This is a genomic window from Flammeovirga sp. EKP202 (assembly GCF_014534745.1).
GTDB lineage: Bacteria > Bacteroidota > Bacteroidia > Cytophagales > Flammeovirgaceae > Flammeovirga.
Genome location: NZ_JACVVP010000036.1, coordinates 30108 through 51698, shown reverse-complemented (window position 1 = coordinate 51698; position 21591 = coordinate 30108). Strand labels below are relative to the sequence as shown.

Annotated in this window: 13 protein-coding genes and 1 pseudogene; 7 read left to right on the top strand and 7 right to left on the bottom strand. The window is 36.0% G+C overall.

Going from position 1 to position 21591, the window contains the following annotated elements; translation table 11 throughout:
* Nucleotides 1-374 precede the first annotated feature (374 nt).
* From IC221_RS19885 to IC221_RS19865, 5 genes are all read right to left on the bottom strand, one after another.
* On the bottom strand, nucleotides 375-3560 hold the full coding sequence (locus tag IC221_RS19885) for a glycoside hydrolase family 2 TIM barrel-domain containing protein (RefSeq protein WP_188170636.1): 3186 nt from the start codon (nucleotides 3558-3560) through the stop codon (nucleotides 375-377).
* A 264-nt stretch (nucleotides 3561-3824) separates the two neighbouring features.
* Nucleotides 3825-5321, bottom strand: a complete 1497-nt coding sequence (locus tag IC221_RS19880; protein ID WP_188170635.1) for a caspase family protein — start codon at nucleotides 5319-5321, stop codon at nucleotides 3825-3827.
* A 107-nt stretch (nucleotides 5322-5428) separates the two neighbouring features.
* Nucleotides 5429-7333 (bottom strand): metallophosphoesterase, encoded by a 1905-nt coding sequence (locus IC221_RS19875; RefSeq protein WP_188170634.1) that lies wholly within the window; start codon nucleotides 7331-7333, stop codon nucleotides 5429-5431.
* A 64-nt stretch (nucleotides 7334-7397) separates the two neighbouring features.
* Nucleotides 7398-9176 (bottom strand): site-specific DNA-methyltransferase, encoded by a 1779-nt coding sequence (locus IC221_RS19870; RefSeq protein ID WP_188170633.1) that lies wholly within the window; start codon nucleotides 9174-9176, stop codon nucleotides 7398-7400.
* A 67-nt stretch (nucleotides 9177-9243) separates the two neighbouring features.
* Complete coding sequence (locus tag IC221_RS19865; RefSeq protein ID WP_188170632.1) at nucleotides 9244-10035, bottom strand: hypothetical protein; 792 nt, start codon at nucleotides 10033-10035, stop codon at nucleotides 9244-9246.
* 908 nt (nucleotides 10036-10943) lie between these two features.
* On the opposite strand from IC221_RS19865, the gene IC221_RS19860 reads away from it, so the two are divergent.
* From IC221_RS19860 to IC221_RS29935, 3 genes and pseudogenes are all read left to right on the top strand, one after another.
* Nucleotides 10944-13040, top strand: coding sequence for a glycoside hydrolase family 97 protein (locus IC221_RS19860; protein WP_188170631.1), 2097 nt, complete (start codon nucleotides 10944-10946; stop codon nucleotides 13038-13040).
* Between the two features lie 18 nt (nucleotides 13041-13058).
* Nucleotides 13059-14585 (top strand): annotated as a pseudogene (locus IC221_RS29940) (glycoside hydrolase family 2 TIM barrel-domain containing protein); the annotation flags it as partial.
* Between the two features lie 225 nt (nucleotides 14586-14810).
* Entirely contained in the window at nucleotides 14811-15560 is a 750-nt protein-coding gene (locus IC221_RS29935) for a DUF4982 domain-containing protein (protein WP_367397780.1), read from the top strand.
* Between the two features lie 90 nt (nucleotides 15561-15650).
* On the opposite strand, the gene prmC is transcribed toward IC221_RS29935, so the two are convergent.
* Nucleotides 15651-16481 (bottom strand): peptide chain release factor N(5)-glutamine methyltransferase, encoded by an 831-nt coding sequence (gene prmC / locus IC221_RS19850; protein ID WP_188170629.1) that lies wholly within the window; start codon nucleotides 16479-16481, stop codon nucleotides 15651-15653.
* Nucleotides 16482-16698: 217 nt separating this feature from the next.
* Between prmC and IC221_RS19845 the strand changes: the two genes are divergently transcribed.
* A complete protein-coding gene (locus IC221_RS19845; protein ID WP_188170628.1) occupies nucleotides 16699-17187 on the top strand; it encodes a hypothetical protein in 489 nt (162 codons plus the stop codon).
* 465 nt (nucleotides 17188-17652) lie between these two features.
* Here the strand turns inward: IC221_RS19845 and IC221_RS19840 are convergent, their stop codons facing one another.
* A complete protein-coding gene (locus tag IC221_RS19840) occupies nucleotides 17653-18951 on the bottom strand; it encodes a Y-family DNA polymerase (protein ID WP_188170627.1) in 1299 nt (432 codons plus the stop codon).
* An 851-nt stretch (nucleotides 18952-19802) separates the two neighbouring features.
* Here IC221_RS19840 and IC221_RS19835 point away from each other — a divergent pair.
* The 3 genes from IC221_RS19835 to IC221_RS19825 all read left to right on the top strand — a co-directional run bounded on the left by IC221_RS19835 (nucleotide 19803) and on the right by IC221_RS19825 (nucleotide 21271).
* Nucleotides 19803-20168 (top strand): hypothetical protein, encoded by a 366-nt coding sequence (locus IC221_RS19835; protein ID WP_044213262.1) that lies wholly within the window; start codon nucleotides 19803-19805, stop codon nucleotides 20166-20168.
* Nucleotides 20169-20341: 173 nt separating this feature from the next.
* Complete coding sequence (locus IC221_RS19830) at nucleotides 20342-20848, top strand: DinB family protein (RefSeq protein ID WP_188170626.1); 507 nt, start codon at nucleotides 20342-20344, stop codon at nucleotides 20846-20848.
* Between the two features lie 201 nt (nucleotides 20849-21049).
* The gene (locus IC221_RS19825) at nucleotides 21050-21271 is read left to right on the top strand and encodes a Rho-binding antiterminator (protein WP_188170625.1); all 222 of its coding nucleotides are present in this window, start codon (nucleotides 21050-21052) and stop codon (nucleotides 21269-21271) included.
* Nucleotides 21272-21591 lie beyond the last annotated feature (320 nt).

The following is a 21591-nucleotide window of genomic DNA, read 5'->3' as shown; positions in this document are numbered from 1 at the left end:
ATACCCGCTTTGGGAGGGGTTTTAGGGGGAAGAGATGTGTTAGATATTTTCTGTAGGGTCTTTGTATTGCAATGTCCACGCGAATCATAAGAAGCAAGGCTAAATTTTTTTTTAATACTTTTAAAATGAAGAAAACCGCACCTTTATTAATCTAAAAGTGCGGTTTTTGGTTAGAAGTCAGAGACTTCTAAAGATCTAAAAAACACAAGAGACGCTGTCGCTTAACTCTTGCGCTAGGGAGTGGTACCACTGGCGCGAATGTTAAGCGCTAGCGTCATTCGTGTCCTATTGGTCATCAGAAATCTCCCGATTTCTAAATACTATTTATGCAATCTTTATTATGGTGGTTCAGCGGACGTTGCAATGCAACATCCCTACAACTCCATCACAAAACTAAAAGCATATTCTTTCACCGGTACCCAATACTCCTTCAATGGCTTTGGACCACAACTAGCATTACCAAGTCCAAGTATTTGAGCATCGATGCACAAAATGGTTTCTTTTCTCTTTTGGAGGAAAGCTGGACGGCAAGCTTTATCCAAATCTTTCGCATCATAATGTAATGCAGAGAAAATAAATGGAGAGTCTGATTTTACCTTCAAGGAAGTTTTCTTTTTGGAAGAAAGTTCTACCCAACGAATTCCCGAACGGGCACCGTTTTCTTGAGGAACAACGTAAGGAACAAAAAGGTCTGTTACCGTTGAATTATAGATACCCAAGTGAGCAGATTCTTTACGATCGGGGTAGTTTTCGTGAGGACCGAAACCGTACCAGTTCACATTTTCAAATCCTTCCTCTAACCCAAGTTTTAAACCAACTCTTGGTAGGGTTTCCATAGTTTCAAAACCTGTTGGAATGACGGTGTTCTCCATCTTGATAGTACCGTTTCCACTGATTTCATAGATGCATTTATGTTGAATACTACCAGAATCAGAAAGATATTCAAGGACTACATTTACACGAGCAAGTTCTTTAGAAATTTGTTCAGATTGGAAGGAAACCACTTTTCTTTTTAGTTGTTTCAAATCAGCGTCATCCCAGCTTTTTACAAATTGTCTGTCGTTTTCAATTGATGAACGGTAGACGTTTAATTCAGGTCCTTTGATGTCTCCATTCTGAGCAATAATTTCTTTATTGTTGGATAAGATGGATTCGATGATTCCTGTTGTTTTGTTGAAGTGAATGCTGAAGTTTTTACCATTTAAGAGTACCTTATTTCCGTTTTCCGATAAAGTAACTTTTCCTGAAGCTTTTGCTACTACAGGAGATGCTTTTTGAAGGAGGATTTGTTCTTTGGCTACTTCGTGTCCTGCTTCTGCCCAGCTTGTTGCTTCTTTTAATTTATAACTAAAATCAAGGGCATATTCAGCCGTTTTATCCATTTTTGGTAGTGATAGATTGAAGGCTTCTGAAGCTTCAGGTGCTAAATCTAATGCGGGGATTTCTCCATCTTTTACGGCTTTACCATCTTTTAGAAGGGTCCAACTTCCTGCGAAATTATTAAGGTTAGTAAAAGCGTACTTGTTGTGAACGATGAAGGTGTTTTCCTTGTTGTCGTCTGCTTTAATCGCAATGTATTGTTGTGCTTTTTTTACTTCGTAAATGGAAGGTTTTACACTTCGATCTGCAAAGACAATTCCTTTTGCACATTCATTTTCTAATTCCAGAATATCTGAAAAATCACCATCCACGGGCAGGGAGTCTAATGGATGATAATCTAATTTATGACTTTGACGAATGCTTCCATCATGCATTTTCTCATTATAGGTTTGATTGACCCAATCCCAAATATAACCGCCCAAAAATGAAGGGTTTTCTTCGACTACATTCCAATAATCCGAGAAGTTGCCCAATGAGTTGCCTTGTGCATGAGCATATTCAATCATGATATAAGGCTTGTTGTATTTTGGTTCCGCCCAAAAACTCAACTTCTTCCAATGCTTTAGGTTTTCAGTATTTTCAATAAATGGATACATCGAACTGTTCATATCAAAGTAATCTTTGGTGGCCCAGCAGTCCGTTTCTCTACCATCATAAGAGATAGGTCGAGTAGAATCAAAGCGACGGATGTAATCACTTAATAAAGCGAAGTTTTGTCCCCAACCGGATTCATTTCCTAATGACCAAAAGATGATGGAAGGGTGGTTTTTAGCACGTTCTACCATCGCTACAGCTCTATCTAAGGCTGTAGCCATCCAGCTGATATCACTGCCCGGTACGCCATTATTGCGGATAAAATAATCGGGTGTTTCCAAGGCTTCATCCATTACATAAAGGCCGTATTGATCACACAATGCATACCAGCGGGAATCATTAGGATGATGACTAGAACGGACGGCATTGATGTTATGTTGCTTCATCAATTTGATGTCTTGAATCATGGATTCCTCTGTCAAAGTTTTCCCCAATTCAGGATGTGATTCACCACGGTTCACCCCTTTAATCTTAATCGATTTTCCATTGACTAAAAGTTGTAGATTTTCGATTTTCACCTCACGGAATCCGAAGTTCGTTCGTGTCACTTCTACCACTTCATCTTTTGTATTTAAAAGCGATAATACCACTGTATATAAATTCGGGTATTCCGCCGACCAAAGTTTAGGATTTTCGATCATCGCAGAATAATCTAAAACGCTTTCGGCTCCTAAATTCCCCATACGCCAACCTAACTTCGGACTTTTATCTCCCGATTCATGCACTAAAGTACCGTCAGCATCATACAACGCTATTTTTACTTTATGTCCTTTGGCGACGATGTCTGTATTATTGAATACCTTGATTTTGGCATTAAACGTCGCATTTTTATATTCTTCATCTAAATCAGAAGTCAAATAGAAATCTCTGATTTGCACACCTGCACGACTTTGTAAATACACATTTCTGAAAATTCCGCTAAATGTCCAAGTATCACCCGACTCAAAATAACTACCTGTCGTCCATCGGTACACTTGCACCGCCATGGTGTTTTTTCCTTTCTTTAGATAAGGTGTAATATTGAAAACCGAACTTGTCATCGCATCTTCATCATAACCTACCATTTCACCATTGATCCAAAGGTAAAAGGCACTAGAAATGCCATCAAAATGAAGAAGAGTTTGTCTTTCTTCCCAATTTTCCGGAATCTCAAAAGTGGTTCTGTAGCTTCCTACGGGATTATAGTCAGGCACATTCGGAATACGGATTTGTTCTTTTTTGACCAACATCCCAATACCTCTATGAGAAGGCGTACCGTAACCATGACGTTCCCAACAAGAAGGCACCGGAATTTCTTTCCAATCCTCCACATTATAAGAAGGTAAATGAAAATCTTCTGGTTTTTCAGCCACACTTTCTACCCAATGAAACTTCCAATTGCCTGCAAGACTTTTGTAATATTCAGAAGCTTCGTAGTCTCCTACTAAAGCCGATTGTTCATTTGTAAATTGATAATGCGTAGTGGTGTGCGGTTCAGTTCCAACGGTATACACCTGCTTGTCTTTCCAAAATTCCTGAGCGTGTAATTGGAGGGAGAAGGCTAGTAAACCTAAGAGTAATATGAAGTTGCGTTGTTTGTATTTCATTATTATAAACGTGTTTTATGTAGTCAAATAGGTTTTATATGATGAATAATAGTTTGATAGTGAAACATCACCCTAATTCTTAAGAATTAAAATTAGCTTTTTAAAAGGTAGGGTAAGGTTAGTTTCTTTCAGAATAAAGTGTTGTGTAGAAATGTCTCTCCAAATTGGATAATTATTTCCCCTTCACAAATCCTTTTATAAAAAGAAACCACCTCAATGTAATTATCAAGGTGGTTTGAAATATTGATTGGAAAAGATACTTATCTAATCTGCTAATGTATTGATGAAAACAAATTGTCCGCCTTCATCTCCGACATTATGCAACGTACCAAACTGAGGAGCGTTCTCACTATTGTTGGCGACAGCATCATTGAATCTATAAAATAATTTAGAAGCAGTCAGAAATTTATCTCTATTTTCTTGAAGGTTTTTTAGAAGATATTTCGCAAATACACTTTCATCTGGAACCGTTTTGAGTGTACCGCTCGTCATGCCTTTTCTACTTCTTTTTTCATAATAATTAGTGATAGAACGACTCGCATCAGCAAAGGCACTTCTTGAAGGCTTGAAGATACTGCCACCAAAGCAAGAGTCTGAAATCAGTAGAATATGTTTCGCATCTATACCTTTTAGCTTTGTGCTCAAGTTGGCATTAGCGAGCCAATTGGAATCGTCACCCTCCACCGCATCAGATGGAAGCCAATAGCCTTCTTTTACTTTTTGATCATAAAAGCCATGTCCTGCATAGAAGATGATTACATTGTCATCATGTTTTACACTTTCCCTCAACTTATTCAGTGCTTGAAGTATTTCTGAACGGGTAGGGTTTGTTAAGAAAATGATATTTTTAGGAAGGAAACCGTATTTCTGTACCAATATGTCATTGAAGTTTTGTGCATCTCTTAGTGGAAAGCGGAGATCTTTTACAGAGTTATCTTTATAGTTTTGTACCCCAATGATCAGTGCATGATAATCACCCGCTTTTTGATAAACACTTGTGTTCGTAGGATTGGTAATGACCAATGCTCTTGAGGCGTTATTATTAGAAGGTTGTGAAGCGACTTCAGGAGTCGGTTGCGTATAAGTTTGTATTTGATCTGTGTTGATCTTAGAAACTCTAATGTAATCCACACTTATTGAAGTTCCTTCCGCAAAGAAACCCGTGATGTCCTGATCTTGTTGTAGTGGTTGATAAGGAAAAGAATAGACGAATTGCTTATTAATAAATATATGGTACCAATCGCCTATTTTTCTCACTAAGAAGTGATTGAAATCGTCTTTATGAAGAAGGTCTGAAAAGGTTTTTTCTACAAGGTTGTGTTCCACTCCGTTGGTCATTTCCTGTATAGTGTAATACCCCGTTCTTGTGAATCCAATTCCATAGGCATTTTGTCCGTCAGCAGACATACCCCATATTAATCCATTGTCATTGTTTTTCTGAAAATCTTCATGTTTGATGCTTGTTTCAATCTCAAAGTTTTCCAACTGATTATAGCCAAAACCAGATTTGATTTCAACCACCATTTCATCTTTGGAATAGGAAGTGAGTCGGTATTCCCCTTTCTTGATTTTACTCTCACGTACATCATCCGACAAGTATTTTACAATAGTCCATTCATTCCTGTTATCATCGAAATTTTCAGAAAGGACTGCTTGTTTGGCGTATTGGGGTATGGCATCAAACTTTCTGAAATCTTGTGCTATTATGGTTTGGGACAAGAATAAGAGTGATAGAAAGAAAAGTTTACTTATTTTTTTCATAGTAGGATAGTTAAGTACTGATTAGCAAGCAAATTACTATAATAAAAATAAAAACCGCTTCTATTTTTGATATAGAAGCGGTTTGATATATCTAACGGATAATAACTTTAACGAAGTTGTACCCTATCAATTTCATTAAGCGTATCAGGGTTCCAAACCACCATTTCTACTTTATTGCCTTCGACATAAAAAAGACAAACAGCATTTTCAACACTGAAAGATTGGGTGTGAGCACTCCATGGCAAAACTTCTTGAGCATAATATGGAGCTCCTGCAGCACCGTTATTGACTTGGTAAATAGGGCGTGAAATTTTGAGTTTCTTGTGTGGGTAATTATCAGGGTAGATAGGCATGTCCTTGGTCAATTTCAGCCAGTTATAATTATGCTCATCACCAGTGAGCATGGCCACTACCTTCTTACTTTTATTGATCAATATATCCAAGTATTGATCCCTTCTCTGTATAATTCCTTTGTCTACTGCCTTGCCTGCTACAAAAGGACGTTTTTCGTTGTTACCAAAGTACCACATGTCATCTCTAGCATGCCCTCCGTTAGGGAAGGCAGGAGTGTGCTGTGTCACAAAAATATGGTCAATGTTTTTATCTTTTTCATACATGGCGATAGTCTTTTTCAACCATTTCAATTGATTGTCCATAATATAACCATGCAGACCACCACTTGAATTTGTATTCTTACCCAATGATGGAGCATACCAATAATCGCTATTGAGTACCACCATAGCTACATTATCATAGGTATAAGAATAAACATTTTCTTTATAAGAAGGGAAATTAATTTCCTTGGAATTGGGATCGTATTTACTATTATCTTCACTTTCTAAGGAGCTGATAGGATTGACAAATGCTTCGGCATAGGCCGCTTCACTAGAGTTGGTAGCATAAGGGAAGTTGCCAATATAGGCTTTCACTTTTCCTTTTTCGTCTACAAACCTTTTTCCTAATATCTCATGATTACCCATCGTAGTATAAAAAGGGATATAGTGCCAATAAGGTTCAACCGCTTTTTTCCAATTGGTGTATTGAAGTTGTAATTCTTGATAGTCTGATAAATATCCATTAATCAAATCACCTGTAAATTGTATAAAAGAGGCGTCTTTACTATAAGCCAATGCTGCAATTTTTTTTATAATATAGGTATTTGCTCCATACACATCTCTTTCGCCGCTTCCGTGTCCTTGTCTACTGTCGCTTGAATACCCAAATACAAAGGCTTCTCGACTTCCTTTTGAAGGTGCTGTTTTAAAATGATATTCCTGTTGTATACCATCGTATTCTACATTGTAAGTATATTCTTTATTTGCTTGAAGGTTATCAATTTTCCAATGATGAAAGGTAGAAGCTGTACTTTCATTATAGGACTGACCATCAACGTTGGCTTTAGCCTTTACAGCCAAAGTTGTGCTAAACCACAGGTCAACACTATTATCAGTAATATTACTAACAAAAGGTCCTTCGTAAATGGCAGGAGCAATTGTAAATGGTCCATCTCCTTTTACACTTACCACACCATCAAAAATGATTTTTCCTTTAGGATTCGTAAAGCGGTAGCCAATAGATAGTTTCTTGTTTTCTTTCCAATTGACAAAGTCATAAGGATATTTGAAGTCATCTTTAATATTGATGGCTATTTTACCCTTCTTTAGCTTTTTATTAAATCTATAGATAGGCAATGGATGTTTCACTTGATTATAAGGAATAAGACCATACGTAATTTGTCCTTCTAGATCCCCAAAATCAATTTCAATACCGTCATCAGTACCTTTGGGAGTACCTACAACACTTTGAATAGTGTACTTAGGTTTACTGATTTTTTCATAGTACTTCGTACCATCTTCCACGTAATAAAGTTTACCCTTTTCATCTACTTCAATATTAGAATGAACAGCCGGCACTTTAATGTCTTGACCATAAATATTCCATGAGAATGTCAGTGATAGAAATAGGTAATTCAATAGCTTTAGATTAAAGCGAGATAGAGAAATAGTATACACTGTTTTAATAGTTAATTGTGAATTATTACTATAATTTATCATTAATAATTCACAATTAATAATTCTAGCTATTCATACTATTGATATACAATAGACCGTCACCAACATTAAATACTTTTTTTCCTTTTATTGTTTCTTCTTTAATAGGAAGAGTAAGATCAAGACCACGCTGGAGCAAAATTTCATAGATGATATCTTCTTCTGTACAGTGTTCATTTAGGTTTTGAGGTGTGATGGAAATAGAGTCGTCTTCATTTTGACTCCATGATTTGATATTGGAAGAGCTAATTTTGAAAACGGTAAATCCTAAATCCATTTTATCAGCATTTTCGGGGTCTTCTTTCCTTATTTTTTGCTGTACTTTGTTGACCCTGTCGATGCCCACATCAGAGATAAGTTGGTAGCCTTTTTTGTAGGCTTCATGTTTTTTTGCAATAGGTTCTGGTATTTGAACCATGATAAAATTAAGCTGTTTTTGATTACCTTGATTCAGCTCTAATACAGCATGGGCGGTAGTGGCTGAACCTGCAAAAAAGTCGAGTACAATATCATGAGGTTGGCAGATCGGTTCGATGATTTTTTTGCAAACGTCCACTACTTTTGGAGTGTCAAAAGAGACATCAAGTTCTTTTAGTTTTGCATCATCGCTGCCCCCGTAATAGATCATAGAAGAAACGTTTTCAAACATATTTTCCTCCAAAAGATATTTTCGATTGGGTTGAGTAGTTTCATCTGCTCCAAATAAAATTAAATCGTCTTTTAGAAGTCTTTCCATCGTAGCAGGAGGGTTTCTCCAGCCACGAGCAGGAATAGGGCATGCTTTTTTTGTGACAGGATGAACCAAAGGAATAAAATAGTCGTCAGGTGCTTGTTTTTTGTTGGGCCAAGCCATAGAAACCGGACGGTAGACTTTACCTTTTTCATCAATGAGTTGATAGGCTTTTTCACCTCCGCTAAAATCTTGCTTTCTCATCCATGCTTTCAATTCCTTTCGAGCCATGGAGAGTCCTTTCGTTTTGACTAATTCATTGGCTTTGGCTATGATTTTTCCTGCATTTTCTTTTACTCTTTTAAATGCATTTTTCTTTTTGAATTCATGAATGTCTTTGCAGTAAAGCAATATGGATTCATGTTGGTAGGCAATGCCTTTGGAATCCCCTTTAGGATTGCGTTTATCCCATACAATAGTACCCAATCTATTATTTTCACCATAAAGCTCATTCATGATTTTTTCAAGATTAGCATACTCATGTTCATCAATGTGAATAGCAATTACTCCGTCTGCTTTGAGCAAGTTTCTTGATATACTCAATCTTGGATACATCATATTCAGCCAATTCGTATGAAACCTTCCTGTAGTGTCAATGTTGGCTGAAGATAATTTGCTCTTTTTGTCTTTTTGAGTCGTAGTTTCAAGGTAGTTTTTGATATTGTCTTTATAATTATCCTTATAGACAAAGTCTTTTCCCGTATTATAAGGAGGATCTATATAGATGAGTTTTATTTTCTCTTGATAACTTTTTTGGAGTATCTTGATCACCTCAAAGTTATCGCCCTCAATAAATAAGTTTTTGGTGGTTTTATCTCCATAGTTTTTTACTTTTCTTAGTGTTCCCTCCGAAGGCTCTTGAGTAGATTGTATGGCCTCTTTTTTTCCTTTCCAAGTGAAATTATAGAATTCCTCTTCATCATGATCATTGGTTAAACCCAAGTGATGGAGCAATGAAGTTACATCCACCGCTCCGTCTTTTACCGTGTCGGGGAAAACTTTACTCAACTTTTCAATATTATCTCTGATGATATTCAAGCTGCTCACAAACTCTTTAGGTTCTTTACTCTTCATGTTCATTTTTTTCTGCGAAAATGTCCTTAAAATTATACAAAATGAGCGTATTATCGTTATACAACTCCTATTTATTTAGGTAGTGGATAAATTCTGTCATGTTCATGATTCCAATTTCCTTGATCTCAAATTTTGAAGAAGGAAGGGGAGTGTTGAAAACTTTTACAGTATTAATATCATCGATGTAATCAGGCTTTTTGGTGTGGTAGTTATAAAGATATTCTAATTTAATTCCGGTATTGAGAATGAGCTTCGCAATGAGTTTGAAGTTGGGATAGTCATCTTTATACGGAGTCCATTTTCTGATATGAATCTTTGATCTTTTAAGCTCTATGATATGTGAGATTTTGTGGTCGGTATCTAGTTTTATCAAATCAATATCCGTGACTTTGATGGTACTGCCAAGGTTTTTTCTTTGCCATTTATGATAAAAACTAGAGGTCTTGTCGTTGAGGTATTTTGCCGTAGCATTGTTGGTGATAGGTAGGCCATATTTCTTAAAATATTCAGGTAAATCTGCTAGTTCAATTTTCCTTATTTCTTTAGACGTTTTCAAATCCACAATAGCCACATCTCGCACTTCAGGTTTTGTGATAATAAACCGAAGTAAAATCAAAGGGATATTGGTCCTTTTATACAGTTGTTTTAATGGAAGCCAAAGGTCTGTTTCCGATGGCATAAGTTGGGGATGTAAAAGTTCTTCTTCACAAGTCACGCCAGAGACAGCCACAAGAAGTTTGGGAGCACTTTGATGATCACCATAGATCAGTTGCCATTGGTTTTTGATGACAAACTTAAAGTCTTCAATGTCGTTTTCTCTGATGTAGTCAATAGCCGCATTGGAATTGTAATAATCCATAAGTTAGAGTTTTGAGGTTGTTTTTGAGTAAATAGTTACAGTACACACCTTTCAGCAGTGGCTTGAAAAGTGTCAAAAAGCTAGGGTATATTGAAGAGACAACAGTAAGCAACTGTTGATGAAAACTAGAACATATCTTAAGTTCTAGGCCAAGTAAAACCAGTGTTTTGATGAATCATGTCTGCCTTATTTGATCGTTAAGCCTTCAATAAATAGTATTAGTTTATGCTTTTCTGAGCATAAGTTTAGCTTTTAAGTTTTTTATTGTCTATAAGCTAGTAATTTTTTTTAATAATATAATATTAATGCGCTGTAAACTAAGTTTTCGATGACATTCTATTGATAATTCTACAAGCCTTTTATGGTATCCTTTCAAACTCTCTTTCTTCTTCATTTTTGTCTTAACACAAAAACGAAGCAAAAAAGTCAAGGCTTAGAAGTCAAAAGCTAAATTCCATTTCTCTCGCCTCAATGATTTTAAACTCGCTAAAGCTCAAACAGAAAATCATTTTTAACGGCTCAATACATGAAATTCTTAACGCTTTTCCCTTCAAGGCCGGGGATAGGACTACCAAACTAATAAGATGGAAATTCCATCGGTATTTCTACAAGGTAGCTTGAAAGTAGATTCTATTAAATCTTGTAGAAAGATAGTTTGAAAATCAATGATTATATTTTTGAAATACAATATTGCTTTGTTGATTATAAAGACTTTCTTTCCTTATTAAAGCTGAAAGTGAAAAAATACTCCCCCTAAAAAATAATAGGATTATAAGGTAATAATTCCTTGAATCCTCTGCCGCTTAAAAATTACCCGATTTTTCATACTATTTATACGGTATCTCTACTTCCCTCTTTTTTATCTTGAGGCATTCAATAAAGCACTGAATTAACAAAACTATCAAAGTATGAGATCAATTTATTTACTATTACTTTCTCTATTATTTCTTTCTTGTGGACAGAATGAAGTACTAGAAGTCGCATCGCCTGATGCTAAAAACAAAATCAATTTTTCTATTGACGAAAAAGGACGTGTTTTTTACGATATTCAAAGAATTGACCGTCCTGTTCTGACGAAATCAGCCCTTGGTTTTACATTAAAAAATACAGATTTGAGTGATGACTTTGAGGTACTTTCTTCCTCGGTTACATCAAGCTCTACAACTTGGGAAACCGTCTGGGGGCAACATCAAGAAGTATTGAATCACTACAATGAATTGACCTTACATTTGAAGCAAAAGAAAAGCGGTATTTTAATTGACATCATAGCAAAAGCATTTGATGATGGGATCGCTTTCCGTTATGCCTTTCCTGCACAAAACAAGCTGAAGGATTTTGTCATAATGGATGAAAAAACAGAGTTCAATTTTGCTGGTGACTACAAGGCTTGGTGGAACTTTGCGGATTATGATAATTATGAAAAGGAGTATTATAACTCTCCAATTACTTCTATTGGTGATACGGTGAATTTTGCACGAAGACCCGATAAAGAAGAACGTGCCAATATGTGTAACACACCTTTAACAGTGGAGGTGAGTGATGATTTAGTGATCAGTATTCATGAAGCAGATTTGACAGATTACGCAGGAATGAATTTACTGAATCAAAAAAATGGTCCAAAACTTAAAGCCCACTTGACACCTTGGATGAATGGAGATTTGGTAAGAGCAAAAACACCTTTTCAAAGCCCTTGGAGAACGATACAAATGGGTGAAAACGCAGGTGATTTAGTGGAGTCCAATATGATTATGAATTTAAATCCTCCTTGTGTTTATGAGAATACAGATTGGATAGAAACGTATACTTACATCGGTATTTGGTGGGAGTTGCATATTGGGAAAACCTCATGGGCGGAGAAGACGCAATTCGGAAAACCATTGTCTAAAAATAGACCTCATGGTGCCACGACTGAAAACGCCAAATACCATATTGATTTTGCAGCAAAACACGGTATTAAAGATGTATTGATTGAAGGATGGGACAAAGGTTGGGATGATATGACGGGATCGTGGACCGGTTATGGCATTTTTGATTGGAGTACTTCTACAAGTGATTTTGATATTCAAGAGGTGTGTGACTACGCCAAAGAAAAAGGGGTAAGAATGATGATGTATCATGAAACGATTTCGGATATCGATCATTACGAACCAAGGATGGATACGCTCTTTAAAATGTGTAGCGACTTGGGGATTAAAACGGTAAAAGTAGGGTATACGGGTGATGTAAATTATGATTATGAACGAAATACTTATAGACAACATCATCATGGACAATACATGGTACGTCACTACAAAAAAATGATTCAGACGGCAGGGGAACATCAATTGTTGATCATCAATCATGAACCCATCAAGTTTACCGGCGAACAGCGTACTTACCCGAATATCATGGCGCGTGAAGGGGTGAGAGGACAAGAGTATAATGCATGGAGTAAAGGAAATTCCCCCGAACATGGCGTGGTACTTCCTTTTACAAGAATCTTAGGAGGTCCCATTGATTTTACACCAGGTATTTTTGAAGTGATGCTTCCGCAGAGAAAGTGGGCGAAATTTGAAATCCGTGTAAGAACGACTGTAGCAAAGCAATTAGCCTATTATCTAACGATGTTCAGCCCGATTCAAATGTTGGCAGATTTACCTAAGAACTATGAAGGAAAACCTGCTTTTGAATTTTTGAAAACAGTACCGACCAACTGGAGTAAAACCAAAGTGTTGAATGCGAAAATAGGGGATTACTATACAGTTGCTCGCAAGGAAAGAGGAACGGATAACTGGTATTTGGGAAGTATCACAGACGAAAATGCTCGTCAGCTTACAGTAAAATTAGATTTCTTGGATGCTGATAAAACGTATGAAGCGATCATCTATGCCGATGGAAAAGACGCAGACTGGGTCACCAACCCTTACCCTGTAGAAACCTCTAAAAAGCAGGTGACTTCAAAGGACGAATTAGAAATCAAATTGGCAACAAGTGGTGGGCAAGCTATCGCATTTATCGCTCAATAATTAAATCGACAAACAACAATGAATAATATCAAAAAATATAACCTGCTATTCCTACTCTTTGTGGTAATAGCGGCATGTGGTACGAAGGAAACTTCGCCAAGAGCAGAAGCTGATTTTAATGAAAACTGGCAATTCTATTGGGCAGATTCCATTGATTCCGAAATGGTAGAAAAGGATAAGGTACAATGGAGGGAAGTGACGCTACCACACGATTGGAGTATAGAAATGGAGTACACTCATAAAAATACGGCAGGATGTACCGGTTATCTTCCGGGAGGAATAGGATGGTACAAAAAAAGCTTTTTGATGCCTACTGATGCAAAAGATAAGGTGACATGGATTGAGTTTGATGGTATTTATAGAGATTCAAAAATATGGGTCAATGGCAAATATGTGGGAGGTAGACCTTATGGTTATTCTGCCTTTAAAATCGATTTGTCAGACCATTTAAACTATGGAGAAAAAGCGAATGAGATTATTGTGAAGGTGAATCGAAAAGCCTTCATGGATGCTCGTTGGTATCCGGGAAGTGGCATTTATAGGAATGTTGAATTAGTTACTGTTAATCCTGTCCATATTGCACATTGGGGGACTTTTGTAACCACACCCGATGTAAGCAGGGAGAAAAGTACAGTGGCGATTAAAACGTCTGTTTTGAATGAAAGCAATACTCCGCAAGATATTAAAGTCACTCAACAGATCAAGAACTCAAAGGGTATTTTAGTCAAAACGACCTCTTCAGTTCTTCAATTGAAAGTAGGAGAAAACAGTCTGAAGCAAGAAATGATGATAGAGAAGCCCTTCCTTTGGTCCGACGAAACGCCAAACCTTTATCAGATGGTCACTACTTTAGAAAATAGTGAAGGTGAAATTTTAGATGAATACACTACTCCATTCGGTGTAAGATCTATTCGTTTTGATGCTAAGAGAGGATTTTTCCTCAATGGAGAAAATAAAAAATTAAAAGGTGTGTGTTTACATAATGATGCAGGTGCAGTGGGAAGTGCCGTTCCGGTGGATGTGTGGAGACGTAGACTTCGAATCTTAAAAGAAGCGGGAGTCAATGCTATCCGAACGGCACACAATCCTGCCTCGGCTGATTTTATGGATTTGTGTGATGAAATGGGCTTCTTGGTACAAGTGGAGGCTTTTGATGAATGGACCGTCAATAAAAATAAATGGATTGATGATAAGCCGAATGCTTGGAAATATGATTTTGGAGCAAAAACAACAGGCTATGGACCTCTTTATGAGGAATGGGCTGAGCGTGATTTAAAAGATATGATTCGTCGTGATCGCAACCATCCTTCTGTCATTATGTGGAGTGTGGGGAACGAGATCGAATGGACGTTTGGTTATTATTGGAAAACAGCGATTTCTAACCAAGATGATTTCAATAAGGTACTGAATAAAACAAGTGGTGGGAACTTACAATTGGTAGCACTTGCCCGTCAATTGCATCAATGGGTCAAAGAAGAAGATACTACTCGACCTTCTACTGCGGGTGAAGTGTTACCTCAGGCGGGCAACCTAACAGGTTATTGTGATGCCGTAGATGTAACAGGGTACAATTACCAATCTCATCACTATGATGCTCATCACAAAGCGTATCCTGATCGAATTATTTATGGTTCAGAGAATTTTGCACAATGGCAAGAATGGAAAGATTGCTTGGATAGAGATTTTATTTCAGGAGTCTTCTTGTGGCCGGGTATCAGTTACTTGGGTGAAACAAGCGGTTATCCTAGCAAAGCATTGGATATTGGTCTTATGGACATTGCAGGCTTCAAAAAGCCAGTGTATCATTTCTTCAAAACATTCTGGCAAGAAAAACCTACGGTCTATTTTGGAACACAAAAAACGGAAAGCTCTCATTATCTTCTAGAAGATGGAAAAGTGGTAGAAAATCCAAAGAAAAAGAGACCTACAAAATGGCATTGGGCAGCGTTGAATAATCATTGGAATTATCAAAATAAAGAATCTGTTTACATTGAAACTTATACCAATGCTGAGGAAGTAGAGTTGTTCTTGAATGATCAATCACTGGGATCTCAATATCTAAAAGACAATGAAGACCGCATTTTAAAATGGATTTTTCCTTTCGAAAAAGGGAAGTTGAAAGCAGTGGCTAGAACTCATGGAAGTGTAGTGGCAGAATATGAAATTAAAACAGCAGATCAACCACAATATGTCCAAATGAACCTGGATCAAAACAAGGTAAAAGCCAATGGAAAAAATGTGGTACATGTAGTGGCTCAACTGCATGATATCAATGGCAACCCTGTAAAACACCTCAATAAAGAGATACAATTTAAGGTGAAAGGTGATGCCAAAATTATTGGTATTGATAACGGTCAAAACAATAATACAAACCCTTTCAAAGCGGATCACTGTATGACTTCAGAAGGCAAAGTGTTATTGCTGGTTCAAGCAGGTAAAACCCAAAACGAAACAGTGGTTGTAGAGGCTTTAATGGATGATGTAGTGGTGGGAGAAAATGAGTTTGAGATGACTTTTTAGAAGATGTTTCTAGAAATAAAAAACACCACAAGCTACAGCACTTAAATTGTATCTTGTGGTGTTTTTTATATTGAAATACAATATTTTAATCTAAATCATTCCTTTTACGATTCTATCTTTACCTTGAAAGTCCTTAATGATTTCAGTATTAGTAAAACCTCTTTCTGTTAGAAGCTGTTCTGTTTCTTTCCCAAACTGCTCATTAATTTCGAAGTAAAGCCAACCGTTTTTCTTTAACCTTTTTTGAGCGAGATCAGCAATTCTTCTATAAAAAATCAAAGGATCTTCATTCGATACATACAGAGCCAATTCGGGCTCATATCGTACCACATTTTCATCCATAATCTCTTTCTCAGCCTCTGTGACATAAGGCGGGTTACTCACTATGATATCAGGTTGATCAAGATCGTCTAGATTTTCTTCTAATATATTTTTATGGGAAAATTGCGTAGTTGCTCCTAGTTTTTTGGCATTTTCGGTGGCCTTCTCCAATGCATTTTTATTGATATCTAATCCAATGGTTTGAAGATTACTTTCTAAAGCTAGTGAAATTGGAATACATCCAGAACCTGTACCAATATCAATCAACAAGCCTTCTTTATGATTTTGGAGAATATGCCATACCAACTCTTCCGTTTCTGATCTAGGAATTAAAGTATCTTGATTAAGCAGGAATTTTCGCCCATAAAAATCACCTTCCCCAATGATATATTGAATCGGTTCATGATTCAAAAGTCTTTTCAAATCGCTATCATAAGTAGTGGCGGCAATATCGATCTCTTTTTGATCTAAAAGTATGTTTACTTTTTCGAGTTGAAGGCGTTCTTCTAACCAAATATAGGCAATACTTTGTGCCTCATTTTCTTCGTATACAGCGGTTAACGCTTGGGTTAATTGTTGATGTAATTCTTTCGCCTTCATAGATTTGTTTTTCTTTTTATTGCAAAACTATTTATTGTCTTCCACTTTTTTTGTTAATGACTTCTTAACAGGACTTAAAACGCTTTATGAACTTGTTTGTTTTGCCTAAAGTCACTTGTTTTTTCCTGAAAAAATATCATATTTGAAACGATGTTTCATTTTTTCATATGACTGTCACAATACTACGAATTAAATAATTAGCACGAAAAGTACGAAAATGATTAAAACTCGAAAAAATGCGGCTCCCTCTAAAGAATCCATGGTTGAGATGACTATACAGTATGTTTTAGATGGTGGGGAGTGGTCTTTAAGAAAATTAGCGGCACACTGTGGTACAACTACCAAGGTTTTTTATACTCGCTTTGATGGTGAATACGGCTTGGTAGATGAGATCGTAAAGCTTATTGGTGAAAGAAAAGCCAAGCAATACCAAGAATTAGAACAAACAATCGCTGCCTTCTATCGTTTTGAAATTGACTTCTTCTATGACAATCAAATTCTCATTCAGTTTTTAGAATCAAAAGGAAGAGGGGCAAACCCGTTTATGAGATACATACGAGATGCGTATATGTCGCTTTTTGATGGGGATGTCAACAAGATGATTTTTGCTGGTACTGTAATGTTAGGAGCACAATCAATGCTTGCAAGAGATATAAAAGTAGAACACGAAGTAATCATTGAGTACCTGACAAAAGGATTACAATAAGTATTACTAGTGTGTTGCAAAAGGGAGGTCTAAATCCATGAAATAGGGTTTAGGCCTTTTTTATTGGGTTCTATTTCTTAAAATATCATAAAAAGAAAAAGGTCGTGCTCATAGAGCAGGACCTTTAACAACTTAGCTAAAAACTAAAACCAATTAAAAATGAGTTCTTTATAAATATCCTCTTGATGATAAATCAAGAGTACTTTTATGACTTTTTTTGTTTCGTACTTATCTAACTGAATTTCTGTACTTTTTGTTCCCTTAAGAACTAAACTTTAGTACCTTTTAACTCCTTCTTAGAAATGTACATTACAAATGTCAGTAAAATCCTATAATTATGCAATGCATTTGATAGAAAAAGTTGAGGCTTACGTAATGTTTTTCTTGTTTATGTTATAAAAGTCCACTTTTAAATGCTTCAAACTACCTAAATTGTGTATACTTCCTTGGTTATTTCTAGTAAAATTATCGTACAAAAGCAATTTCGTTAATATTTGTTGTGAATTTCTGGGATTTATTTTCTTGTTTCATGTCAAAAGGCTGACGAGCCGATAACCGTTGAGAAGCAAAGACTAAGGTGTTTTTTCCATACTTTCTGTTAATACGATCTAGCGTGCCTAATAGATGAAATTTTTTTTCAACCTTATTACTGTCGTGCACATTGTTTAGTGTCTGTTGAAAAGACTGATTAGGTGTGATTTTCATAAGATGTACTCCTGCTTTTTTATAGTTATGTTTTGCTTTGAAAACTTTTTTTAACAAAACCGTCATTATTTTTATTAAGATGGCGGTGTCATCGGTTGGAACATCTAATGTAATTTTCTCACTGGCATAGTAGTGATTTTGCTCTCTGTGTTTATCTGTCATTACAAAAACAGAAATTTGTTGTGTTAGGCTATGTTGTTTCCGAAGCTTTTCTGTCACTGAAGCCACAAAACCACACATGATCTCTTTCAGCTTATACCAATCATTGATAGGTTGGGCAAATGTTCTAGCAGTACCTATACCTTGTTTTGCAGGAGGTCTTTCTTTAAAGCTATGGCACCTAACGCCTTGTAGTTCCTTATAGATACGCCAAACAGGCGCATGCCATTTCTTCTTAATATAAGCTTCTGGAAGTTCCATAAAGCTGCCAATAGTAAATACATTATGCTCTTGTAATGATTTGCAGTGCTGCCGACCAATTCCCCAAAGTTCATCAATGGGCCAATGTGCAATGTATTTTATATCTTCCTGATAAGACCTTAGCTCACAAACTCCTGGGAAGTTAGGATCTTTTTTGGCAATGTGGTTGGCTAGTTTTGCCAAGGTTTTCGTACTTCCAATCCCAACCGCTACTGGAACACCTGTCTGTTTTTTGATGTTTTCCCGGATTAATGTTCCAATACCAGTGGTTTCTTCAGTATTTGTAAGGTCCAGAAAAGCCTCATCAATAGAATAGACTTCAATAGCAGAACCATATTGTCTCAATAATGCCATGATACGTTGTGATAAACTAGCATACAGTGCGTAATTCGAAGAGAAAACGGCCACTTCTTGCTTTTGCATTACAGATTTCATTTTAAAGAAAGGTGTTCCCATCTTAAAGCCGAGTGCTTTCGCTTTTTTATTGCCAGCAATTACGCACCCATCATTATTGGAAAGCACAACTACGGGTTTATCTTCCAAATCGGGTCTGAAAACAATTTCACATGATGCATAAAAACTATTACAATCAATGAGTGCATATTTATGTTGAGGTCTCCCTAACAAGTCTCTTGTCATTTTCTAATTTCCTTTAAATGTTGAATCGATATTTTTTGATAGTGTCTAATTGCTAAAGGGAGAGCAGTTGTAAATATAGTAATGTTTATTTATTAATCAATTTATGTTTAAAAAATAATCATTAAATAATTTTTAATGTTATATCATTCTATCTCTATGATACTGAATTGAAAAGGGACGGATTAGATAAATTAATTTCTTTTTATCAAAAATTTTTAAAGAAAAGTGATATGTAAAATACTGACTTTGAATGTGTAGTAAAAAAAAGATTAAAATTAACATTTGTTTATTATAAAAAAGGTAGGGGGAAAGTGGGGTGAGGTGTATAAGATATAGGAAACACAAAAGAGCATAATATTTAAAGTGAGTGATTGCTTCATTTTGAATTGAAGATATAAAAATGATTGTATTGAGTAAATCAGTCATTAAAGATTATAGCAATGAGAAATAGTTAGTTTTTGGGTTGGAAAAGAGCTTTGCTTTGCGGAGCTCTTTTTTATTTTATAAGGTTTTTAGAAATCAGGAGATTTCTGTCGTCTACAAGTTACATCGCTATTGCTTAACATTCGTACCAGTGACCATTCTACCCATTAGTATGGTAATGCTTTCATCGGCTTTGAAAGTTTGTAGAAATGTAATTTGGTAGTTGACGAAAAACGAGTTAAAAGTGTATTAAAATTCAGATGTTCTAATCTATTTCTCAAAGTTAATTGTTAATGCAAATCAATAAATCGAACGCTATGAGGCACTTAGGAGTTTAAAAATAAAGTAAACATTATTAACCCATTTCATTGCTGAAGTAGTTAATGTGTAAGAAATGAAAGCATTGTAATACTTAAGGAACAAATACTATGAATATCTCATCATCTTTTCTATCAGAAATTTTAAAGGAAAAATTCTACGAATATATTAGTTCTGCAGATCTAGTAGAGGGGTTGAAGTTAGCACGTATTGCGCATGAGGGGTTAGCACCAGATGATCAAGAGGAATTGAAGGTATTTATAACTGCCCACAATGTGCCGCATTTAGAGGCGATTATTGAGGAGTTAAACAGAAGAGTTTCTTTAAAATCAAAAATTGCGGATTTACAAGAAGAATTAGATCGTCTTGTGAATATCCAATTTAGCAAAGACTTAAAATATAATGTGGAGGAAGAGATAAATGCGTACATGGATCGAATTATTCTATTGGAAACATGTAATATGCATCAAAACTAACCTTCTTTCAGCCAGTTATGATTCTATATAAAAAGTACAATATCAGGGTCTTGTAATACAAAATTGTGTTGCAAGACCTTTATTTTTTTTCTTAAAATACTTTAAAAGTCCTATCTTTTTTTTGTAAATTCAGTCAACATAACGCAGTACTATCATCCCTAAGGATCTATTTCATGTTGAACACTACTAGAAAATTACGCAAGAGATTTATTGAGTTTATTAATCAATTCTCTGTAGAGGAATTAAATACTATTCCTGTTGGATACAACAACAACATCATTTGGAATTTCGGACACGCAATAGTCACCCATCAACTGCTTACTTATGGCCTTTCTGGCCTGACGCCACCAATGGACAAGAAATGGATCAAGATGTTCCGTAAAGGATCAAAACCAGAACGAAGCCTTTCTGAAGACGAAGTCAATGAACTGAAGTACTTGGCACTTTATCTATTGGAGAAATTAGATGAAGATCAGGTAACAGGTATTTTTAGAAAATACCAATCGTATGTGACAGGTCTTGGTGTTAGAGTTCACACAGTGGCAGAAGCTGTGGAATTTAATAATGTACACGAAGGAGTACATTTGGGGTATGCCTTGGGTATGAGAAAAGCATTGAAGTATGAGGGAAAACGACAAGAAGAAATCCGTAAAGAAGAAGTGGTTGTTGTTACTCAGTAGTTTTTTATCAAGGAAGGAGAAGAAAATGGAGAGGAGGTTACAAATCCTTTTTAGACTTTTATCTAAACCTTGAAGAAAGAAAATTTTATAAAGCGGAAGGTGTGGAGTAAAAACTATATTTTCCGCTTTTTTATGATGAAATTATAGGTAGGTTTTGTCAGTTATTGGATACGATTACTACTTATTAAAAAACGTACAAAGATGTCAGAAAATAAAAGTTATCAACCCATAGCATGTGCCACTTATGATCAGTATGAAATATGGGCCATGCATAAAACACCTCTTCATTTTCAATTAAAAGAACGTGAGATTAAAGCAGTGATAAAAACGCTTGTTGTAGAGGAAAAAGTAGAATATGCCGTACTTGATAATGGGGAGAAGGTAAGGCTGGATGAGATAGTGAAAGTGGTAGAAATATTGTAATTAAATTATCAATCGAGGTTTCAGCTATCTTTAAGGATATTCCTACCAAACTAAAATGATATAGAGCTCAATGGTGCGAATGTTAAACGAAAGTGTCATCAGTGCTCTTCAGGTCATCAGAAACCTCCTGATTTCCAAATATCATGAACATTTGAAAAATTGGTTTACAAAGTATTCAGAGCCACAGAGGTTGCGGTTTGTAAGATAGAACTTATGGATTACCCGTTAAAGTGGTGGCTAAATTAAGGCGAACTAAGGTGGTTTGTAAATACCTCACCCTATTTTTTGTATGCTCCTTTTTATTTTGAAGACATTATTTT